Here is an 18872-nt window from a genome sequence, read left to right as displayed (position 1 = left end):
GCAAAACCTGCTTCATGCGCATGCGAGAAAGTGAAGTGGCCTTCAAACCGCCGCCCCAAAGTTATGACTCGATACGTGATTGCTGACCCGCATCCTGCTCAGCCTCCACCTCAAGCACCAGCTCAGTCATCTTCAGGACACTGTCGGGATTGAGTGCTATGGACTCAATCCCCTGCTCTACAAGCCAGCGGGTGATTTCAGGAAAGTCCGAGGGCGCCTGACCACAAATTCCAACGTATTTACCCTCTTCTCGACAGGCCCTTATGGCCATCTCCATCAGCGCAGCTACCGCATCATCTCGCTCGTCAAACTCCGAAAGGAACTCTGAGTCCCGATCAACGCCCAGAGTCAGCTGCGTCAGGTCATTGGAACCAATAGAAAACCCATCGCAATGTGCCAGAAACTCTTTAGCCAGCAACGCGTTGGCGGGGATTTCGCACATCAGGTTGATGCGCAGCCCATTTTCGCCCCGCCGCAGGCCCTCCCTGGCCATAAGATCAAGAACCTGCACTTCCTCGTGAACGCTACGCACAAACGGGATCATCAATTCGAGGTTCGTAAGGCCCATGACCTCCCGGACCCGAAGCACCGCTGCACACTCCATCGCAAAGCAATGAGAAAACTGCTCAGAGTGATAACGCGAGGCTCCACGAAAGCCAAGCATAGGATTGCTCTCTGTCGGCTCGTAGGCCTCGCCGCCCAAAAGCTGGGCATATTCGTTGGACTTGAAGTCGCTCATCCGCACGATCACCGGGCGAGGATAAAAGGCTGCAGCAATGGTGCCGATGCCTTGTGCAAGGCGCGAAACGTAAAACTCCCGGGCACTGTCATAACCCGCCATACGGTCTGCAATTTGCGTTTGAAGCTCCACCTCGAGCTTCTCAAAATCCAGCAGCGCATGCGGATGCACACCGATGTGATCATTGATGATGAACTCGATGCGCACCAGACCCACCCCATCGTTGGGAAGGCTAGACAGTTCCAGCGCGCGACCCGGATTACCTACGATCATCATAATCTTCGTGCGTGGGCGCTGCAGGGAGGTCACGCTGTGCTCTTCGGCCTCGAAAGCCAAAATTCCACCGTACACCTTACCGATCTCGCCCTCGGCACAGGACACAGTAACCTCGTCGCCCTGATGCAGCACAGAGGTCGCATTACCCGTACCCACAATGGCGGGAATGCCCAATTCCCGCGCGATGATCGCCGCGTGGCATACGCGCCCACCGCGGTTAGTGACGATGGCGCTGGCACGCTTCATGATCGGCTCCCAGTCCGGATCAGTCATATCCGTAACCAATACATCCCCGTCCTTAAGTTCACTCATATGCGAGGCGTCAAGCACCGTACGGACTGTACCAGCGCCGATTTTGGTGCCCACGCTCTTCCCCGTCACCAGCACCTCTGAGCGCTCACTTAACCGGTAGCTGAACTGCTTACCACCAGTGAGGATCGAGTGGACGGTTTCCGGGCGAGCCTGAACGATATATAGATCACCGTTCTCACCATCCTTGGCCCATTCGATATCCATGGGACAAGCGAAGTGACGCTCAATCTTGATCGCCAGGCGAGCCAGCTCCAGAACTTCGTCATCCGTGATCGAAAAGCGCTGGCGGTCCCGTAAACAGACCTCTTGATTGTGAACAGGCTCTGCGGAGGCAGGGTCGTCGCCGTAAACCATTTTTAAAGCCTTGGAACCGAGTTGCCTGCGGATGATGGGCCGAAAATCGCCGTGCAGTGTATTTTTATAAACCAGAAATTCATCGGGATTCACTGCGCCTTGCACCACATTTTCGCCTAGACCATAAGCGGCAGTAATCATCACTACGTCAGGAAAGCCGCTTTCCGTATCGATGCTAAACATGACGCCCGAGCAGGCCAGGTCCGAGCGCACCATTTTCTGGACGCCAATGGAGAGCGCCACAGCCATATGCTCAAAACCTTTATGCACTCGGTAGGCGATGGCGCGATCAGTAAACAGTGAAGCGAGCACCCGCTTGCAGGTAGACAACAAATTCTCTTCACCACTGATGTTCAGATACGTTTCCTGCTGCCCCGCAAAGGATGCGTCAGGAAGATCCTCTGCAGTCGCCGATGAACGCACGGCCACCGCCGGGTCCCGCCCCTGGTTTTGCTGTCGCATCCAATCATAGGCTGTGCTGATTTCCTCTGCGATTGCAGGTGGCATTTCGCCATCTATAATCCAGCTGCGAATGCTGGCCCCCGTTTTCGCAAGTTGCTCCACGTCTGTGATGTCGAGTGCCGCCAAAGCGTCGGTGATCTTCTGGCGCAAGTTGTTGTGGTCAAGATAGGCAAAATAGGCACTGGAAACAGTGGCAAAACCATCGGGCACCCGGATCTCCTCACCCGCAAGCTCCCTAAGCATTTCCCCCAGAGATGCATTCTTCCCGCCGACTAGCGGCACATCCTGACGACCGAGTTCCGACAACAGCCTTACGTAATGAAATTCAGTCATGCTCTGGGCACTCCATCCGGCGCGTGCTTGTTCTACAAAGTCTAGTCACAGTCCCCCGTCCGCGCAGACGCAAATTATTGATATGCATCAAGGTTGCTTGAGTAAATCACCGTCGACTTAATCCGAATCGCAAATGTGGTCTATTCTTTTAGTGAGTACATCGGACGGGTGAATGTCGCGTATTTTTCTACGGCGGCACGGTTTTGATCACGGGCAGTTTTGGGCCAACGGGTAACGAGTCATGCAGCGCTGGAATGCGGATCAGCTTCAGTCGCTCATAGAGCGTCTGCTTCATGATGACTATCGTGTCATTGGTCCCACTGTGCGCGACGAGGCCCTCGTGTATGACGATATCCGCAGCCTGCCCACAGGCTGGGCAGACAGTCAGGATGCGGGGCACTACCGACTCAGCCACAACGATGATCAGAGCCGTTTCGCCTTTAACGTCGGGCCCTGTACCTGGAAACAGTTTCTCTACCCCCCCGAGGAAGCTATCTTTCGCGTAGTAGATGGTGAATTTGTCAGTGCCCGGGAGACTCCCGGAAAAATGGCGTTTATCGGCGTGCGAGCCTGTGAGCTATCCGCCATAGGCATACAGGACCGGGTATTTACAGGTGACATCGTTGATCCTGGCTATGCCGCTCGTCGCAAAGAGTTACTGATAGTAGCGGTCAACTGCTCCCAGGCCAGCGCCAGCTGTTTTTGCAGTAGCACCGGTGACGGTCCTGCGGTCGGCGCGGGTGCCGACCTCGTACTCACCGAGTTCGATCCACAGGATCCGTTTTATCTGGTCGAGGCTCGAAGTCATTCTGGCGAGGCTCTCCTTGCTGCCATCGGCGGCACCAAGGTCACTGACCAAGAGCTTGCCATGATCGATACGGCTCTCGCTGTAACGCGGGAGCAAATGTCGCGCAGCATCCAGATGACCGGACTTGCCAAGGACCTTTTAGAGACTCTTGAGCATCCCCATTGGGAGGATGTGGCCGCACGTTGCCTAGCCTGCGGGAACTGCACTCAGGTCTGCCCAACCTGCTTCTGCAGCACCACTCGAGAAGACGTCGATCCTGTAAGTCTCGATGTGACTCATGTGCGCCGCTGGGATTCCTGTTTTACCAAAGGCCATTCCTATCTCAGCGGCGGTGTGACACACCAGAGCGTGAAGTCACGTTATCGTCAGTGGCTGACGCATAAGCTGGCCAGCTGGGAGGCACAGTTCGGCACCAGTGGGTGCACCGGCTGCGGCCGCTGTATCACGTGGTGCCCCGTGGGGATCGACATCACGCGGGAGACCGCCAAAGTCAGAGAAGTTCCATGAAGAGCATTGCCCAGGAGCTTTCCCAACACCCGTTCTTTGATGGCCTTTGCGACGATTACCTGCAATGCATGCTGAGCTGCTCGAAGAACACCAGGTTTCCTTCCGGGCGTGTCATAGCCACCGAAGGGAGCGCGGCCAATGAGTTTTTCGTCATCACCAAAGGCCGAGTAGCGCTACAACTTCACTCGTCGCCAGCAGCGACACTTCTTATCCAGACTCTGGATGCTGGCGACATTCTGGGCTGGTCATGGCTGTTTCCTCCTTATCGCTGGTCCGTAGAAGCCATGGCCGTTCAGGATGTACAGGTAATTGCGGTAGACGGCAGTTGTCTGCGCGACAAGTGCGATGCAGACCCAGTGATGGGTTACCAGCTGATGCAGCGATTCTCGCGACTGATGTCCCAACGCATAGAGGCGACGCGTTTACAGCTTCTTGATCTGTACGGACAGGGGAGGAATCCGTGAGCGACCCCTTCATTCCCGCTTCGGTGACCGTAGAAGCCTTGCAGCAGGAGAGCCACGATGTATTTACTCTATCCGTCTGTGCGCCTTCGAACTATGCCGGCTTTACCCCGGGTCAGTTCAACATGCTGTATCTGCCGGGACGCGGAGAATCGGCCATTTCCATAAGCGGTGATCCCGGGAACAACTCAACAATCACACATACCGTGAAAGCCGTCGGCAACGTGACCAGAGCGCTGTGCGACCTGCGTCCATCCCAACGCATTGGGCTGCGCGGGCCCTTTGGCCGTGGCTGGCCCCTGGAACAGGCGAATGGCCGGGAGCTGCTATTGATTGCCGGCGGCATTGGTCTGGCTCCACTGCGACCTGTGCTCTATGCAGCGCTTGAGGCGCCAAAGCGCTATGCGCGAATCACAGTGCTACTGGGAGCTCGGTCTCCACAGGATCTGCTTTTTACTGAGGAACTGCAGCGCTGGAAAAGCCACACGGACCTGCAGTTCCTGGCCAGCGTAGATAACGCAGATGCAAATTGGCAGGGGGACGTCGGGGTTATCACCCAACTGATTCCCCGCATAGAAATGAACCCGAAAAACGTACTGGCCATGATTTGCGGACCGGAAGTGATGATACGTTTCTGTGCAAAAAGCCTCCGCGATCGAGGCGTGCCGGCGGACGCTATTTACGTATCTCTGGAGCGCAACATGAAGTGCGCGCTGGGTATTTGCGGACATTGTCAGCTGGGTCCGCACTTTCTGTGTCGCAACGGGCCGGTTTTTGGTTACGCCGAAGTGGAACGCTTCTTGATGACCCGGGAGTTCTGATGACGACGCCAACTCGACCCACTCTTGCTGTCTTCAAGTTCGCATCCTGCGACGGCTGCCAGTTAAGCCTACTCGATTGCGAGGACGAGCTCCTGGCAGTCGTGGAACATGTCGATATTGTGAACTTCCCCGAGGCCTCCCGGCGCATGCTGCCAGGTCCCTACGACATCGCCCTGGTGGAGGGCTCCATCACCACCGAATCGGATCTTGACCGGATTCGGACCGTTCGTGAGCAGAGCCGCTATCTCATATGCATTGGTGCTTGTGCGACAGCTGGAGGACTGCAAGCCCTGCGCAACTCCGCCGATGTAGAGGCTTTCGCCAGCACCGTGTACCCGCACCCCGAGTACCTGTCGTCCCTTGCAAACTCGATGCCTATAGCTGATGCCGTTACGGTTGACTACGAGCTGCACGGTTGTCCCATCAACAAATATCAGTTGCTCGAAGTTGTGCTCGCCTTCGCCGCGGGCCGGAATCCGGAAATAGCCGAGGAAAGTGTGTGCATGGAATGCAAGGCTCGGGGCAATCTCTGCATTATGGTCACTGCGGGACAACATTGTCTGGGACCCATAACGCAGGCCGGCTGCGGAGCGATCTGCCCGGCCTATAACCGAGGCTGCTATGGCTGTTTTGGTGTTCGGGAGCAGGCTCAGGTAGCGACATTAACAAAGCATCTAAAGGATGATCACGGCATGTCCCGTGACCAGCTACTGCGGAGCCTGCAAAGCTATAACCCCATGGCAGAACCCCTGCGCATCGCAGCGCAGGAATACGGCGCCAGCATCGAACTTAATACTAAACACGGGGGCGGTGGCAATGACGCGTAAATCCATGCCCATAAAAGCGGGGCTTCGCAGTCGGCGCATTGAGGTGGATTATCTTGCCCGGGTCGAGGGTGAAGGAGCCCTTTTGGTGGATGTGGTTGAGGGAGAATTACGTGAGGTGCAACTCAAGATTTTTGAGCCGCCGCGATTTTTCGAAGCGTTCCTCCAGGGACGCGCGCTAAGCGAAGCACCGGATATCACCGCGCGGATCTGCGGAATCTGTCCCGTTGCCTACATGATGAGCTCAGTGCACGCGATGGAAAATATGCTGGGCATGGAGATTGACGAGGGAACTCGGCGTCTGCGCCGTCTACTCTACTGTGGCGAGTGGATTGAGAGCCACGTACTGCACATCTATCTGTTGCACGCACCGGACTTCTTCGGCTTTGACGACGCCATGGCCATGGCCGCTGAACACAAAGACGCGGTGCTGCGCGGCCTGCGTATGAAAAAGGCCGGAAACACTATCGTCAAGCTCCTTGGTGGACGAGAGATCCATCCTATCAACGTGAAGATCGGGGGCTTCTACAAGGCCCCTGATCAAGCACAGCTGCATGCTCTGCTTGATGAACTCAAGTGGAGTCGCGACGCGGCAGCCCAAACCGTGCGCTGGACAGCGGGATTCGAGTTCCCCGATCTACATCGGGAATACGAGTTTGTCGCGCTGCGCCATGGCAGTGAATATCCCTTCAACGAGGGACGTATCGTTTCCAGTGCCGGACTGGATATCCCTATGGATCAGTATCCCGAACATTTTGCTGAAGAACAGGTGGCGCATAGCACAGCTCTGCATTCGCGGCGCATACCTGGCAATACCCCGTACTTTGTGGGGCCCATGGCGCGCTTTAATCTCAATCGTGACCGACTCTCTTCGCACACACGGGAACTGGCAGTGGCACATGGCTTTGACCGTCAGGTGCATAACGCCTTTGAGAGCATTGTGGTGCGCGCCCTGGAGGTTTTTCAGGCCTTTGATGAAGCCATCGCCTTGATCGAAGAATTCGTGGAACCCACTGCAGCCGCACAGCCGCTCCCCGCCGGTGGCGGGGTCGGCATGGCAGCAACAGAAGCGCCCAGGGGCCTGCTTTTTCACCGCTATGAGGTGGATGCCGAGGGTATGATCCAACGTGCCACAATTGTTCCCCCAACCTCACAGAACCAGCTCACTATCGAGGATGATCTTCGCGACTTGGTCCGGGACAATTTACAGCTGCCCGACGCTGAATTGACCTGGCGCTGTGAGCAGGCGATCCGCAATTACGATCCCTGTATCTCTTGTGCGACACATTTCCTGAAGCTCCAACGGCGGGATGGGACAGGTGTCTGAGCTTCTCGCAGTCGGCAATCCCGATCGCGGCGATGACGGCGTTGGGCCCTACGTAGTGGCAGGTCTCGCCGGCAGGTTGCCAAAGAGCAAGCTGCTCTACTCGGACGGCGAAGTCAGCGATCTGATCGCAATCTTCGCACGCTGCTCGCAACTGGTGCTCATCGATGCACTGGATGGTCCGGCCGCTGGCATGGCGCCGGGACAGAAATTGTGTCTGGATGCCAACGATCCGGCGCTTGCACAGGCACCGCTGCACGCCAGCACGCATGCTTTAGGCGTAGTCGAAGCTATTTCTCTGGCTCGCTCCCTGGAAGTACTGCCCAAAAAACTCACCGTTATCGCGATTGCCGGCGAATCCTTTGTTCTCGGTGAGGGCCTGTCTGAAGCAGTAGCCTGCGCCGCCGACGCGCTCATAGAAGAGCTTGCTGCCGCGTTTATTGAGGATGCCGTTCATGCATGAGGCGGGAATGATTCGCGATCTACTCACCAGAATCACCGCGCTGGCCAGTGAGGAGTCAGTGACCTCAGTCACCGGGGTGCGCGTGTGGCTAGGCGCACTGAGTCACATCTCACCAGAACACTTTCGCGAGCACTTTCGCAACGAGACTGTGGGCAGCATTGCAGAAGGGGCGCTGTTGGAGATCGAGAGCTCACAGGACATCGATCATCCGCAGGCCCAGTCGATTCTGCTCAGGAGTATTGACGTTGCCGAACCCTGAATGTCGTCAGCTGGAGGTTCGTGGTCAGGTGCAAGGAGTTGGCTTTCGACCCTTTGTGTTCAGACTCGCGCAGCGCCTTGACCTGAAGGGCGAGGTATACAACCAGTCCAGCGGCGTCGCGATTACCGTGCAGGGATCAACCCTGAGTCTCGACCAGTTTGTCAAAGAACTGCGCCAGGAGGCGCCGGGAGTGACTCAAGAGATATCGGTGCAGATCGGCAGTGTGATGCAGCGCCATGGCTTCCAAATCGCCCCCAGTCGGAGCAATCCCGGGGTGGCCAGCGCACTGCTGGCAGATCAGGGCATTTGCGCGGATTGCTGGCGGGAGTTTCACGACCCCAAGGACCGACGGTACCGTTATGCCTTTATCGGCTGTACCCGCTGCGGTCCGCGTTTTTCCATCTGTGAGCGCCTGCCCTATGACCGGGCCAACACCAGCTGGAAAGCATTCCCGCTATGCGAACAATGCATCAAAGAACACGGGGACCCTGCGGATCGACGCTTTCACGCCGTAGGCCTGTGCTGCCCCCAATGCGGTCCACGATTGTTCAACCCACAGGGAGCCTCCGCAGAAGGGGCGCTGGCCCAGGCCTGCCACACTCTCGTCGAGGGTGGCATTGTGGCTATCAAGGGAAGCTCTGGTTTTCATTTAATGGTTGATGCGGGCAATGCGGCTGCAGTACAGCGCCTGCGCCAACGGAAGCGCCGTCGCAAACCTCTGGCGCTGCTGGCTCCCTCAATGGCCTGGATCAAGACTCACGCCAGCGTGAATGCGATCGAAGAAGCCGCCTTGCGAAGTTGCGCGGCACCCATTGTGCTACTGGAGTCGGACAGCCTCGAGGCCGAGCTACTCGCCCCAAAACTGGGTCTGCTCGGCGTTATGCTCCCTTACAACGGCATTCAACTAGCATTGCAGGAACGCCTGAAACGACCGTTGGTCGTCACAAGTGCAAACGAGTCCGGTGCACCTCTAATCTTTGAGAACCAGCAGGCGCTGAGCAGGCTGAATGAGATTGCGGACACCTTCTTGCTACATGATCTCAGTCTGGTTCGGGGCCTTGATGATCCTGTACAGCGCTGTATGGCTGACAGGGCCGTCACCCTCCGCCTGGGGCGCGGTCTGGCTCCACAGATCCACACCTTGGACGCTCCGGGCTCCTCCCTCGGCTGTGGCGCTCACCTCAAGAACAGCCTTGCCCTGCATGATGGGCACACGCTGGTCGCTGGACCTTATATTGGGGATCTGGACGGAGCCCCCACGCGCCAGCGCTATCGCGCGGCGAAACGCGAGCTTCCAGAGTTCTTTCGGATGCCGATCGACGAAGAGATTACGGACCTGCATCCGGATTATGCTTCAACCATAGATGCAGATTACCGCTCGCACGCTGTGCCGCATCACGTAGCCCATGCAATGGCGGCGTGGCTTGAGCACCGGCCCGCTCCCCCATTTACGGTGCTGGCGTGGGACGGCATCGGCCTGGGTCCGGATGGCAGTATCTGGGGTGGCGAATGTTTGGTCTTCGATGCAGAGCTGCACTGGCATCGTCTTGGGAGTATTCGACGCTTCAGACTGCCGCCGGGAGAAGCGATTTCCCGCTATCCTGGCAAAATTGCCCGAGCCCTTATCGGTGAGCAGAACATAGGCGCGACAATGGATTGCTCCAGCATGGGGCGACTCATCGAGGGAATGGCAGCGCTGGCTGGTCTGCGTGACATTAACCGTTTTGAAGCGCAGGCAGCCATGGAGTGGGAAGCCCTCGCAGCGCGAGCCTGTGCCGCCACACCCATGGACTTAAGCCTGACTGACGGTGATCTCGACTGGCGACCCTTACTTGAGCTTATCAGCGATAAGAGCCTTGACTTAGGCGCACGGGCCCGGGGCTTTCACATGGCCCTGGCACGCGCCGCGATACGCCAGTGCGCCCTCGGCCCAGACAAACGTGTGCTGCTTAGCGGTGGCGTTTTTCAGAATCGTCTTTTGGTGGAGCTGCTGGCCCTGGAGGCGCGGAGTAAGGGTATGACCCTGTATTTGCCGCACAAGGTTCCGCCGAATGATGGGGGAGTGGCTCTGGGGCAATGCACCGCCCGTGCTATGCGAGTGCAACCGGCGGAGCGCGTAGCATAATGTGCCTGGCAATTCCCGGGCGCGTGGTGAGCATCTTCGGTACTGGTCTGGAGCGCCAGGGTCTCGTGCGCTTTGGAGATATCGAACGCCCGGTAAATTTGAGCTTTTGTACGGATGCGCAGATCGATGACTACGTAATCGTGCATGTGGGGTGCGCGATCCGCACTCTTGATCAGTATGAAGCTCAACGCGTGTTGTCACTCCTATCTGAAATCACAGAGCTGGGGGAAGACCATGCGCTTTCTTGAGGAGTTTCGTGATCCCGCTATGGCTAGCTTGATCGTCCACAGAATCCACCAACTTGTCACGGGTAACTGGGTACTTATGGAGGTGTGCGGCGGTCAAACCCATTCCATCATCCGCCACGGCATAGACCAGTTGTTACCAGATTCTGTGGAGTTGATCCACGGCCCGGGCTGCCCTGTCTGCGTAACTCCGACTCACTGTATTGACGAGGCGCTTGCGCTGGCAACGCAGGAGTCAATCATTCTTACAACCTTTGCCGACATGCTGCGCGTCCCCGGCAGTCATGATGACATGCTTGCCTGCAAGGCCCGGGGCGCTGACGTTCGCAGCCTGTATTCGCCACTTGATGCCGTAAAGATTGCCGCTGAAAACCCCGAGCGCGAAGTAGTGTTTTTCGCAGTGGGCTTTGAGACGACGGCACCTGTTAACGCACTTAGCGTACTGCAAGCACAGGCATTGGGCCTTACAAACTTTTCCTTGCTGGTGAGTCAGGTAACGGTTCCGCCGGCCATTGAAGCCATTGCCCGGGCTCCCGATAATCGCATACAGGCGTTTCTTGCTGCAGGGCATGTGTGCACAGTGATGGGCAGCTGGCAGTACGAGTCACTCGCCCGGCGCCTCGCCAAACCAATAGTCATCACGGGGTTTGAACCGCTGGATATTCTACTGGGCATCGAAGCTGCGCTTCAGCAGCTCGAGCAGAACGCGGCACGGGTCGAGAATCAATACGCTCGCTATGTCGATCGAGGTGGCAACTTGCAGGCGCAGGAGCTTATACAGAAGGTCTTTACTACATCAGATCAGGACTGGCGAGGTCTGGGGATCCTCCTACAGTCCGGCCTGACACTAAACGAGCGTTATCAGGCCTACGATGCGCGAAAACGTTTTGCTCTTGATGTTGCGCCTGCGGCCCGGGGGACGCGATGTCACGCGGGAGAGGTGCTTACCGGAAGGATTCGCCCGCAACAGTGCCCACACTTTGGAAGCGAGTGCACACCGGACTCGCCCCTCGGCGCAACCATGGTCTCTGGCGAGGGGGCCTGTGCAGCCTACTATCGCTACCGTCGTGCAGCGGCCGTACACAATGTCTGAGTGCGCCTTCCCCTTTGCCAAGTATCCATTGGTGACCCTTGCTCATGGTGCTGGCGGCAGATTTACCCAACAGCTGATTCGCGATGTTTTCAGCGCGGCCATGCCTGACATCCGTGCCGAACACGATGGTGCAGATTTGTTGTTTCCCCAGGAAAGCGCGCCGGAACTCGTGTTTACCACGGATTCCTACGTCGTCAGTCCGTTGCGGTTTCCCGGCGGCGACATCGGTCAACTCGCCGTGACCGGCACCTGCAATGATCTCGCGGTGTGTGGCGCACAACCCGCCTATTTAAGCTGTGGATGGATTATCGAAGAGGGGTTTTCTACTGAATCGCTTTATAGCATTGCCCAATCCATGGGCAATGCTGCACAGGAATTAGGCGTGCAGATTGTTACCGGTGACACCAAGGTAGTGGAGCGTGGTCATGGCGACGGTGTGTATCTGAACGTATCGGGAATCGGTATTCGACGCACTGCCAGCCATCCCGAGCTAATCCAACCCGGAGATTTAGTCGTTGTCTCCGGAGACCTTGGACGACACGGCACCTGCATCCTCACGCAACGCGAGGACCTTCGTCTGCAGGCGCCTATCGAGAGTGACTGCATGCAGCTCTGGCCCCAGATAGAGCGATTACTACCCCTGGGGGACGCACTGCATTGCATGCGTGACCTCACACGGGGTGGCCTCGCCACGGCGCTGGCGGAGCTGAGCGAGACCGCTGCGCTGCAGATCGATGTGTTTCGAGATCGGGTGCCCGTGAGCAGTCCCGTCGCATCGGTATGCGAGCTATTTGGGCTCGATGCGCTGTATGTTGCGAACGAGGGACGAATGGTAATTTTTGTGGATCCGGCGAGCGAGAATCAGCTGCTCGAGGCGCTGGGACCTGAGGCGAAGACCATCGGCAGTGTCGGTCCTGGAGAGGGCGTGATCGCACACAGTGACTTGGGCGGCAGCCAGATTCTCGATCTGCTCAGTGGTGAGCAACTCCCACGCATATGTTAGTCGAGGCCTAAGTGCCGCATTAACCATGTTCCGGGGTTTTAAGTCCTCGCTTAAAACAAAGCCTGGTCCGCAGTTATAGCCTCAAAGCCAGAAACGATATCCAGCATTTCATTCGTGATGGCATCCTGACGCAAGCGGTGAAACCGCGTAGTCAGTTCTTCCTTGCGTTCGTCCAAATGTTTCTCCGCCGACTGCATGGCAACCAGCCTGCTCGCATGTTCGCTCGCCTGAGACTCGGCACAGGCCCTAAAAATCCTGACAAAAAAGTACTGGCGTACCAGTGCAGTGAGCAGCTGCTGGCGATCTATAGTAAACGTCGGCAGACGACGCGATGGCCAGGGTGCTTGTGTCAAACCCCGAAAGCGATGCAGATCCATGGGCAGTAGCTTTATGCTCATCGGCTGGTAACCACCTTTTTGACCCATGCGATTGTAAAAAACGTATAAATAACGAAGATTCGCCTCGCTGCGCCAATGGTCTATTTTGACGAGGACCTGCTGTACGGTGTTAGCAATCTGGGCCGCCGACGCTGCCAGAGGCACATCGGCATCGGCTGCATGACCGAGGGACTCCAGATGGGATTTCACTCGTGAACCCACAGCCAGTATTTGCGACCGCGGGGAATACTCCGTCGTGGCTTTGATTTGTTCCAGGGCATAGCTTGTGACATCTTCATTAAAGCGTCCACACAGTCCATAGTCGGAGCCAAAGACAACAGCGGCGAGCAAGTGCTGCTGCCCGGATTCATAAACAGGAGGGTGAAAGTAGTCCACATTTCGTAAAACCCCATGTAGACCCAACTCCACCGTCCGATAGTAATCGGTGAGGGCCAGCACAGAGCCTCGGTACTGACGGATGCTTACCGCCGACAATGCTTTCATGGTCTTCACGATGGATTGCAAATCGCCGAGCACCTCTATTCGGCGACGCAGTCTTTCAGTTGAGTCCATATTTGGGCCCGCTCACGTCGGCAATGCTGTCAACGGCCAGATCCGTAATGCTTTTCCATTGTTTTTCATCCAGGGTCGCGCCCTCTTCGACGCAAACGCAAAGATCAGGGAGCCCATCAACTATGCGCTGCTGCAGGGCTTCGCCCATATCGGCAACCATCTCCAAGGGCACATCATCGAACAAACCGGCCGTAACAGTTTTTAGTATTCCAATCTGAGCGCCGGCTCGCAGAGGTGCATGCTCTTTTTGCTTTAACACTTCGCGGACGCGGCGTCCGTGTTCAATCATGCTCCGGGTTTTTGCATCCAAACGGCTGGCAAAGCGAGCGAAGGTCTCAAGCTCCTCAAACTGTGCATAGGCAAGACGGAGATCACCCGCAACCGCTCGGAAAGCGGGAAACTGGGTTTTACCACCCACTCTGGAAACGGATTTTCCGACGTCTATGGCGGGAAGATGCCCCCTGTGAAACAGCTGTGGCGACAGGTAAATCTGTCCATCGGTAATAGAGATGAGGTTTGTGGGGATATAGGCAGAAATATCCTGCGCCTGGGTTTCAACAATGGGAAGTGCGGTCAAAGATCCGCCTCCGACTGCTTCCTTGAGCACCGTTGCGCGTTCCAGCAACCGGGAATGGATATAGAAAATATCACCCGGATAGGCCTCGCGACCCGGGGGGCGCCGCAACAACAGCGAAAGCTCTCGGTAGGCGCGGGCGTGACAGGTCAGATCGTCGTAAACAATGAGAACATCACGACCTTGGTCCCTGAAATATTCAGCCATAGTCGTAGCCGCATAGGGCGTGATGAACTGCAGTCCCGGCGGCGCATCCCCGGAACCCACGACCACAATCGTATAGGCCAGTGCTCCATATTGGCGAAGCGTATCGACAACGCGGGCAACCGCCGTGCCACGTTGCGCAATTGCACAGTAAACACACAGCACGTCCTGATCATGCTGATTGAGGATTGTGTCAACGGCTACTGAGGTTTTACCGGTCTGGCGATCACCAATAATGAGTTCGCGTTGCCCCCTGCCTATGGGAATCAAGGCATCCACCACCTTGATACCTGTTTGCATAGGCATGGTGACCGGGTCGCGGTCTATTATGGGCGGAGCAGAGCGCTCAATGGGTCGGCGACTTGAGAAAGGCAGCGGGCCACGATCGTCCAGTGGACGCCCCATCGCATCAATTACCCGCCCAATCAGACCCTCTCCCACCGGTGTGTCGACTATCCGTCCGGTGCTATAAACTCGTGCTCCCGCGGCAAGTTCACGGCCGTCGTCCAGCAATATGACCCCAAGCTCCTGTTCGTCAAGATTTGTTGCTATACCCTGCAAATTACCCGACACGGTGACCAGCTCTTCAGCTTTAACGCTCCACAGACCGTTCACCCGGGCAACACCGCCTCCCACGCTTAACACGGTACCGGCCTCCTGCAGTTCCAGCTGAGCAGGATCAGCTTTTAAGGCTGCGTTGAGCACAGCGGAAGTATCGTTCAGGACTCGGTTTAGCAATGCGTTATTCACGAGTATCCCCGCATACTGTCCAGCTGCTCCTCTACGCGTTGCCTGAGATCCTGTAGATACTCCGCCAGCGACCAACCCAGACGGTGACCAGGCACACTGAGCTCTATACCGCACAGCAGATCTCTTGCCAGACGATAATCCACTGTAAGCTCCTCACCCAGCCGCTCACGCAGGACTATCATCAGTCGATCTCTGGCCGCTGAGTCAAGCTTGAATGAGGTCGTGACAACAAGCGCCTGCCCACAGGATGCAATGGAGGCGCAGACCTCTTCATCCAGCTGCGCGAGCTTACGGATGAATGATTCGATAATTTGCGCCTCGAGTTGAGCATCGGCAATCTCTGCCAGGGCCTCCCGGGCAATAGCCTGAACACTATCCGCGCACAGGCCAGTTAGATCACTGAGGAATTCTCTCTCCTCATCAGCCACCTGCCGCTGCCATTGGCTGCGCTTTTGGGCCACCTCCTGTCGCACTGTCTCAAGCATTTTTTGATGCTCTGCTTCAGCCGCTTCTCGCGCCTGTTCCACTAATGACTGACGCTCTGCATCCAATGCCTCAACCTTGGTCATATACTCCTGTTGAATTTCGTCAGCCGCATGCTCACGATTCAGGGCATCACCTAATTGATGGGCAATGTTTGCTTCACGTTGGTCTATAGCACTAAGCACTGGTCCATAGAGGAAGTGCTTTAGCAACCAGACCAATACGAAAAAGTTGATGATCTGTGCAGAAGCAGTTAGCCAGTCCACCTGCATCGATCAGCCTCCGGCCTGTGCGACCGCATGCTCCCAAAACGGGTTGGCAAAAATCAGAATCATAGTCACCACAAAACAATAGATTGCGGTGGACTCGATCATCGCCAGACCCACGAAGAGAGTCCGGGTAATCGTGACCGATTCGTCGGGTTGCTGGGCTATAGCTGCCAGAGCCTGTGCCACTGCACGGGCCTCGCCCAAAGCCGGGCCCAGCGATCCAATGGCGATAGTCAGACCTGCGATGATGATAGAGGCAACAGCAATAAATTCAGGGTTTTCCATGAGGCTCTCCTTTTGATTCGCGTTCAAACGACGGTTCTTTATTTTGTATATCGCCCTGCTCAGAAAATTCGTCACCTCGCGCAGCGGTAGCAGAGGCGATATAGACAGTGGCCAAAATGGAAAAAATATAAGCCTGAATGGTCCCGGTAATAAGACCCAGCAGTTGCATTAACACTGGAAAAAAAAACGGCATCAGAGTCAGCAAAATTGCGACTATCACGGTGCCGCTCATGACATTGCCATAGAGCCGCACCGCGAGGGCGATAGTGCGAGAGACCTCGCCAATGAGATTGAATGGCAGCATCAGTGGCGACGGCTTCAAGTAACGCCCAAAATATCTACCCGGGCCTTCCCGGCTCACGCCGTAAGCGGGAACCGAAAAAAACACGCAGATGGCCAGAGCGGTCGTCGTGGAAAGCGAGCCCGTGGGTGGAAGATAGCCGGGTAGGATAATCAGCCAGTTTGCCGTAAGAACAAAAATAAACAGAGTGCCAATAAAAGCCAAATAAGGCTCGGAATCCTGCCGGGTAATCCCGCTTATCTGGTCACGCATCGCAAGCACCAGAACCTCCAAGATGTGTTGCCAGCGAGATATTCGAGGCCCGGAAGATAGTTTTCTGGTGATCAGCCAGGATCCCACTGCCAGCAATAGCATCACTAACCAGGTAAAGGCCATGGTCGCGTTGATGTGCAATGCGCCCCATTGCCACAGAACTATGCTGTCAGGAGTGATCGTCATGACCACAAGCTCTGTTGGGGAGGTGGCGAACGGCGAGTCGTGACAGGTTTCATCCGGTGCAAAATCAGAGCGCGGAAAAGCAAAAAACCGATTAAGGTTGGTATAAATTGCTCCCAGGCGCCCAAGTCATGTATCCAATAGAACCCAGACATGAGCAAGCAAATTCTTAGAAAAAAGCTCAAGGTGAGCAGCAGCCTGTTTCGCTCCGTGCTCGCAAGACGGGAGCAGCTTAGCCAAAGGCCACCAAAATACATGAGGCCAAGAAGTGCACCATAAGCAAGCGCAGCTAGCACTGCGCTCACATTGATGCTCTGAAATTCATTCATTGGGCACCTCACCGACATAGATCAATACGCGCCGCGTGACTACCGGGCCAAGCAGCTCGAAGACCACCGTCGATCCCAGCACGACCGGAATCAGAGTGTCTTTCAAATCAGGAAATTGCTGACTTGCCAGTAGGGCCATACCGATGGCCACACCGGCCTGCGGTAACAGTGCCAGCCCGATCAGCCGGCGCGTCCTGGGATCAGCGCCCGTGATCCATCCACCCAGCCGTGTCCCCAGCAGTCGGCCGGCTATGCGCAGAAGGATGTAGGCCCCCCCTAAAACCCCCACCTGTGCCAGCGCTTCTATGTGCAACGAGGCTCCCGCGAGCAGAAAAAAAAGTATAAGAAACGGCCACTCGAAACCCTCTATGGCATGGAAAGGACTGTCGTGGTGTTTGGCGAGATTGGCAACCGTTGCCCCGAGTACCATGGCGGCAAGGATATAGGAGACCTGCGCTAGTACCGACAGCCCGGCACATAACAGAACTCCGCCCAGAGCTTCAGCCTGAGTTGGTTCGCCAGCACGAATACGACCCGTGAGATACGCCATGGGAACACCGAGAAAAGTCCCCAGTAAGATGGCGCCACCAACCTCCCATACGCCGGAAAGCAACACACCATCTGCGCCGCCGTGTCGGGTCATAGTTTGGGCTATGGCAAGAAAAATGCTAAATACCAGCAGACCCCAGGCGTCATCAACAGCGACAACACCCAGCAGTGTGTCAGTGAACTCACCCTGAGCCCGACACTCGTTGACGACGTCCATGGTGGCGGCAGGAGCTGTCGCCGGCGCAATGCCGGCCAGTAACAGAGCGATTTCAAAAGGTACAGAAAATAATGAAAGCACCGAGAGCACCAGCAACGCGGTCAGGGTCACCTCACCAATAGACAGTGCCAGCACCGAGGGTCCCATTTTTTTTAATGCCGCTAGCGTCAGGCGTTGCCCCAACAAAAAGCCGATCATCGCCAGCGCAATATCAGTCAGCACTGGAAACCACTCAGTGGTGAAACCAGGCAATAAATCGAAGGCCGCAGGGCCTAGTACAAACCCTGCCAATAACAACAAGGTCACACGCGGTAAAGGCGTGTGGCGACCCAGAAGGTCTGCGACCAAACCGACAAGAAACAAGCCACCGAAGGTAATCAGAATCGTTGCTGCAAGCGGTATTTCAGTCACGGTGACTTTCCTGCTTGACCCAATACCAGGCATTAAGACACCCAACCACAACACCGATGAAGAGAAGGGAAAGACTCCAGGACACCTGTCCAGGCCAACGACGATCGATCCATAGGCCCAGGACAACACCTACCAGTGTGGGGATTGCGATAGACCAACCTACCAAACCAAACATGCCCAACCAGAACCAGGGTCTGTGTTGGCTCCGTAAGCGGGCACGCAATTTTCGTTCGGCTTTACGCCCCACTTCGTCCTGAAGGGATTTTCTGGAAGTTCCCGGCAATTTTTTTTCTGGTGATTCAGGCATGAGCCTGTGCTTCAAGTTCTATGAAACGCCGGATGGTCCCAGCTTCCAGACGCGCCAGAGCTGAGCGCGCGATGCGTTCGTGATCGCTCAATGTCAGGAACTGCTCCGCCACCGTTGACTTTAGTTTTTCTAAATCATCACCCCTCACCGCGTTTACGGTCGACACAAGTACCTCGTCACCGCATTTGACGAGAATACCGTGATCCAGCGCCGCAAATACCTCCTCGCCATTTTCCTTCGACACATAAAGAACTCCGGGCACGAGACTACTCACAAAGTCCGCGTGTCGCGGTAACAGACAGAAGGAGCCATTTTCTGCTTCAGCGATTATCTTGATCACCTGCTCGTCAATGAGTACCTCCGTGGGCAACATCAGCCTCAGATGCATGCGAGGGATCT

General features: G+C 56.2%; 21 protein-coding genes. 11 read left to right on the top strand and 10 right to left on the bottom strand.

What is annotated here, in order from left to right; translation table 11 throughout:
* Window positions 1-61: 61 nt before the first annotated feature.
* Window positions 62-2476, bottom strand: a complete 2415-nt coding sequence (ppsA, locus tag R0135_RS15410) for a phosphoenolpyruvate synthase (protein WP_407347803.1) — start codon at window positions 2474-2476, stop codon at window positions 62-64.
* A 241-nt stretch (window positions 2477-2717) separates the two neighbouring features.
* Between ppsA and R0135_RS15405 the strand changes: the two genes are divergently transcribed.
* The 11 genes from R0135_RS15405 to hypE are packed head-to-tail and all read left to right on the top strand — an operon-like array spanning window position 2718 to window position 12409.
* The gene (locus tag R0135_RS15405) at window positions 2718-3791 is read left to right on the top strand and encodes a 4Fe-4S dicluster domain-containing protein (RefSeq protein ID WP_407347802.1); all 1074 of its coding nucleotides are present in this window, start codon (window positions 2718-2720) and stop codon (window positions 3789-3791) included.
* A complete protein-coding gene (locus R0135_RS15400) occupies window positions 3788-4255 on the top strand; it encodes a Crp/Fnr family transcriptional regulator (RefSeq protein WP_407347801.1) in 468 nt (155 codons plus the stop codon). The genes R0135_RS15405 and R0135_RS15400 overlap by 4 nt, the downstream gene beginning before the upstream one ends.
* The gene (locus R0135_RS15395; RefSeq protein ID WP_407347800.1) at window positions 4252-5073 is read left to right on the top strand and encodes an FAD/NAD(P)-binding protein; all 822 of its coding nucleotides are present in this window, start codon (window positions 4252-4254) and stop codon (window positions 5071-5073) included. Before R0135_RS15400 ends, R0135_RS15395 begins: the two co-directional genes overlap by 4 nt.
* Window positions 5073-5900: an oxidoreductase gene (locus R0135_RS15390; protein WP_407347799.1), complete on the top strand. Its 828-nt coding sequence runs from the start codon at window positions 5073-5075 to the stop codon at window positions 5898-5900. The genes R0135_RS15395 and R0135_RS15390 overlap by 1 nt, the downstream gene beginning before the upstream one ends.
* On the top strand, window positions 5890-7224 hold the full coding sequence (locus R0135_RS15385) for a Ni/Fe hydrogenase subunit alpha (protein WP_407347798.1): 1335 nt from the start codon (window positions 5890-5892) through the stop codon (window positions 7222-7224). Before R0135_RS15390 ends, R0135_RS15385 begins: the two co-directional genes overlap by 11 nt.
* A complete protein-coding gene (locus R0135_RS15380; protein WP_407347797.1) occupies window positions 7217-7684 on the top strand; it encodes a hydrogenase maturation protease in 468 nt (155 codons plus the stop codon). Before R0135_RS15385 ends, R0135_RS15380 begins: the two co-directional genes overlap by 8 nt.
* Window positions 7677-7943, top strand: coding sequence for a hydrogenase/urease maturation nickel metallochaperone HypA (locus tag R0135_RS15375; RefSeq protein WP_407347796.1), 267 nt, complete (start codon window positions 7677-7679; stop codon window positions 7941-7943). Before R0135_RS15380 ends, R0135_RS15375 begins: the two co-directional genes overlap by 8 nt.
* Complete coding sequence (hypF, locus tag R0135_RS15370) at window positions 7930-10068, top strand: carbamoyltransferase HypF (RefSeq protein WP_407347795.1); 2139 nt, start codon at window positions 7930-7932, stop codon at window positions 10066-10068. The genes R0135_RS15375 and hypF overlap by 14 nt, the downstream gene beginning before the upstream one ends.
* Window positions 10068-10316, top strand: coding sequence for a HypC/HybG/HupF family hydrogenase formation chaperone (locus R0135_RS15365; protein WP_407347794.1), 249 nt, complete (start codon window positions 10068-10070; stop codon window positions 10314-10316). Before hypF ends, R0135_RS15365 begins: the two co-directional genes overlap by 1 nt.
* Entirely contained in the window at window positions 10303-11406 is a 1104-nt protein-coding gene (gene hypD / locus R0135_RS15360; protein WP_407347793.1) for a hydrogenase formation protein HypD, read from the top strand. The genes R0135_RS15365 and hypD overlap by 14 nt, the downstream gene beginning before the upstream one ends.
* On the top strand, window positions 11399-12409 hold the full coding sequence (hypE, locus tag R0135_RS15355; RefSeq protein WP_407347792.1) for a hydrogenase expression/formation protein HypE: 1011 nt from the start codon (window positions 11399-11401) through the stop codon (window positions 12407-12409). Before hypD ends, hypE begins: the two co-directional genes overlap by 8 nt.
* A gap of 50 nt (window positions 12410-12459) precedes the next feature.
* On the opposite strand, the gene R0135_RS15350 is transcribed toward hypE, so the two are convergent.
* The 9 genes from R0135_RS15350 to R0135_RS15310 form a co-directional block, all read right to left on the bottom strand.
* On the bottom strand, window positions 12460-13359 hold the full coding sequence (locus R0135_RS15350) for a F0F1 ATP synthase subunit gamma (protein ID WP_407347791.1): 900 nt from the start codon (window positions 13357-13359) through the stop codon (window positions 12460-12462).
* The gene (locus R0135_RS15345; RefSeq protein WP_407347790.1) at window positions 13346-14887 is read right to left on the bottom strand and encodes an alternate F1F0 ATPase, F1 subunit alpha; all 1542 of its coding nucleotides are present in this window, start codon (window positions 14885-14887) and stop codon (window positions 13346-13348) included. The genes R0135_RS15350 and R0135_RS15345 overlap by 14 nt, the downstream gene beginning before the upstream one ends.
* The gene (locus tag R0135_RS15340; RefSeq protein ID WP_407347789.1) at window positions 14884-15642 is read right to left on the bottom strand and encodes a hypothetical protein; all 759 of its coding nucleotides are present in this window, start codon (window positions 15640-15642) and stop codon (window positions 14884-14886) included. Before R0135_RS15340 ends, R0135_RS15345 begins: the two co-directional genes overlap by 4 nt.
* Before the next feature lie 3 nt (window positions 15643-15645).
* Window positions 15646-15924 carry a F0F1 ATP synthase subunit C gene (locus R0135_RS15335; protein ID WP_407347788.1) on the bottom strand — a complete coding sequence of 93 codons (279 nt, stop codon included), beginning with the start codon at window positions 15922-15924 and terminating at the stop codon, window positions 15646-15648.
* Entirely contained in the window at window positions 15911-16663 is a 753-nt protein-coding gene (locus tag R0135_RS15330; RefSeq protein WP_407347787.1) for a F0F1 ATP synthase subunit A, read from the bottom strand. The genes R0135_RS15335 and R0135_RS15330 overlap by 14 nt, the downstream gene beginning before the upstream one ends.
* Complete coding sequence (locus R0135_RS15325; RefSeq protein ID WP_407349936.1) at window positions 16660-16917, bottom strand: ATP synthase subunit I; 258 nt, start codon at window positions 16915-16917, stop codon at window positions 16660-16662. Before R0135_RS15325 ends, R0135_RS15330 begins: the two co-directional genes overlap by 4 nt.
* 64 nt (window positions 16918-16981) lie before the next feature.
* Entirely contained in the window at window positions 16982-18166 is a 1185-nt protein-coding gene (locus tag R0135_RS15320; protein ID WP_407347786.1) for a cation:proton antiporter, read from the bottom strand.
* Entirely contained in the window at window positions 18159-18473 is a 315-nt protein-coding gene (locus R0135_RS15315; protein WP_407347785.1) for an AtpZ/AtpI family protein, read from the bottom strand. Before R0135_RS15315 ends, R0135_RS15320 begins: the two co-directional genes overlap by 8 nt.
* The gene (locus tag R0135_RS15310) at window positions 18466-18861 is read right to left on the bottom strand and encodes a F0F1 ATP synthase subunit epsilon (protein WP_407347784.1); all 396 of its coding nucleotides are present in this window, start codon (window positions 18859-18861) and stop codon (window positions 18466-18468) included. Before R0135_RS15310 ends, R0135_RS15315 begins: the two co-directional genes overlap by 8 nt.
* Window positions 18862-18872 lie beyond the last annotated feature (11 nt).

The organism is Congregibacter variabilis (assembly GCF_045689235.1).
GTDB classification, from domain to species: Bacteria; Pseudomonadota; Gammaproteobacteria; order Pseudomonadales; family Halieaceae; genus Congregibacter; species Congregibacter variabilis.
Note: the sequence above shows the minus strand (reverse complement) of the source record. Positions and strands in the feature narration are given on the sequence as shown.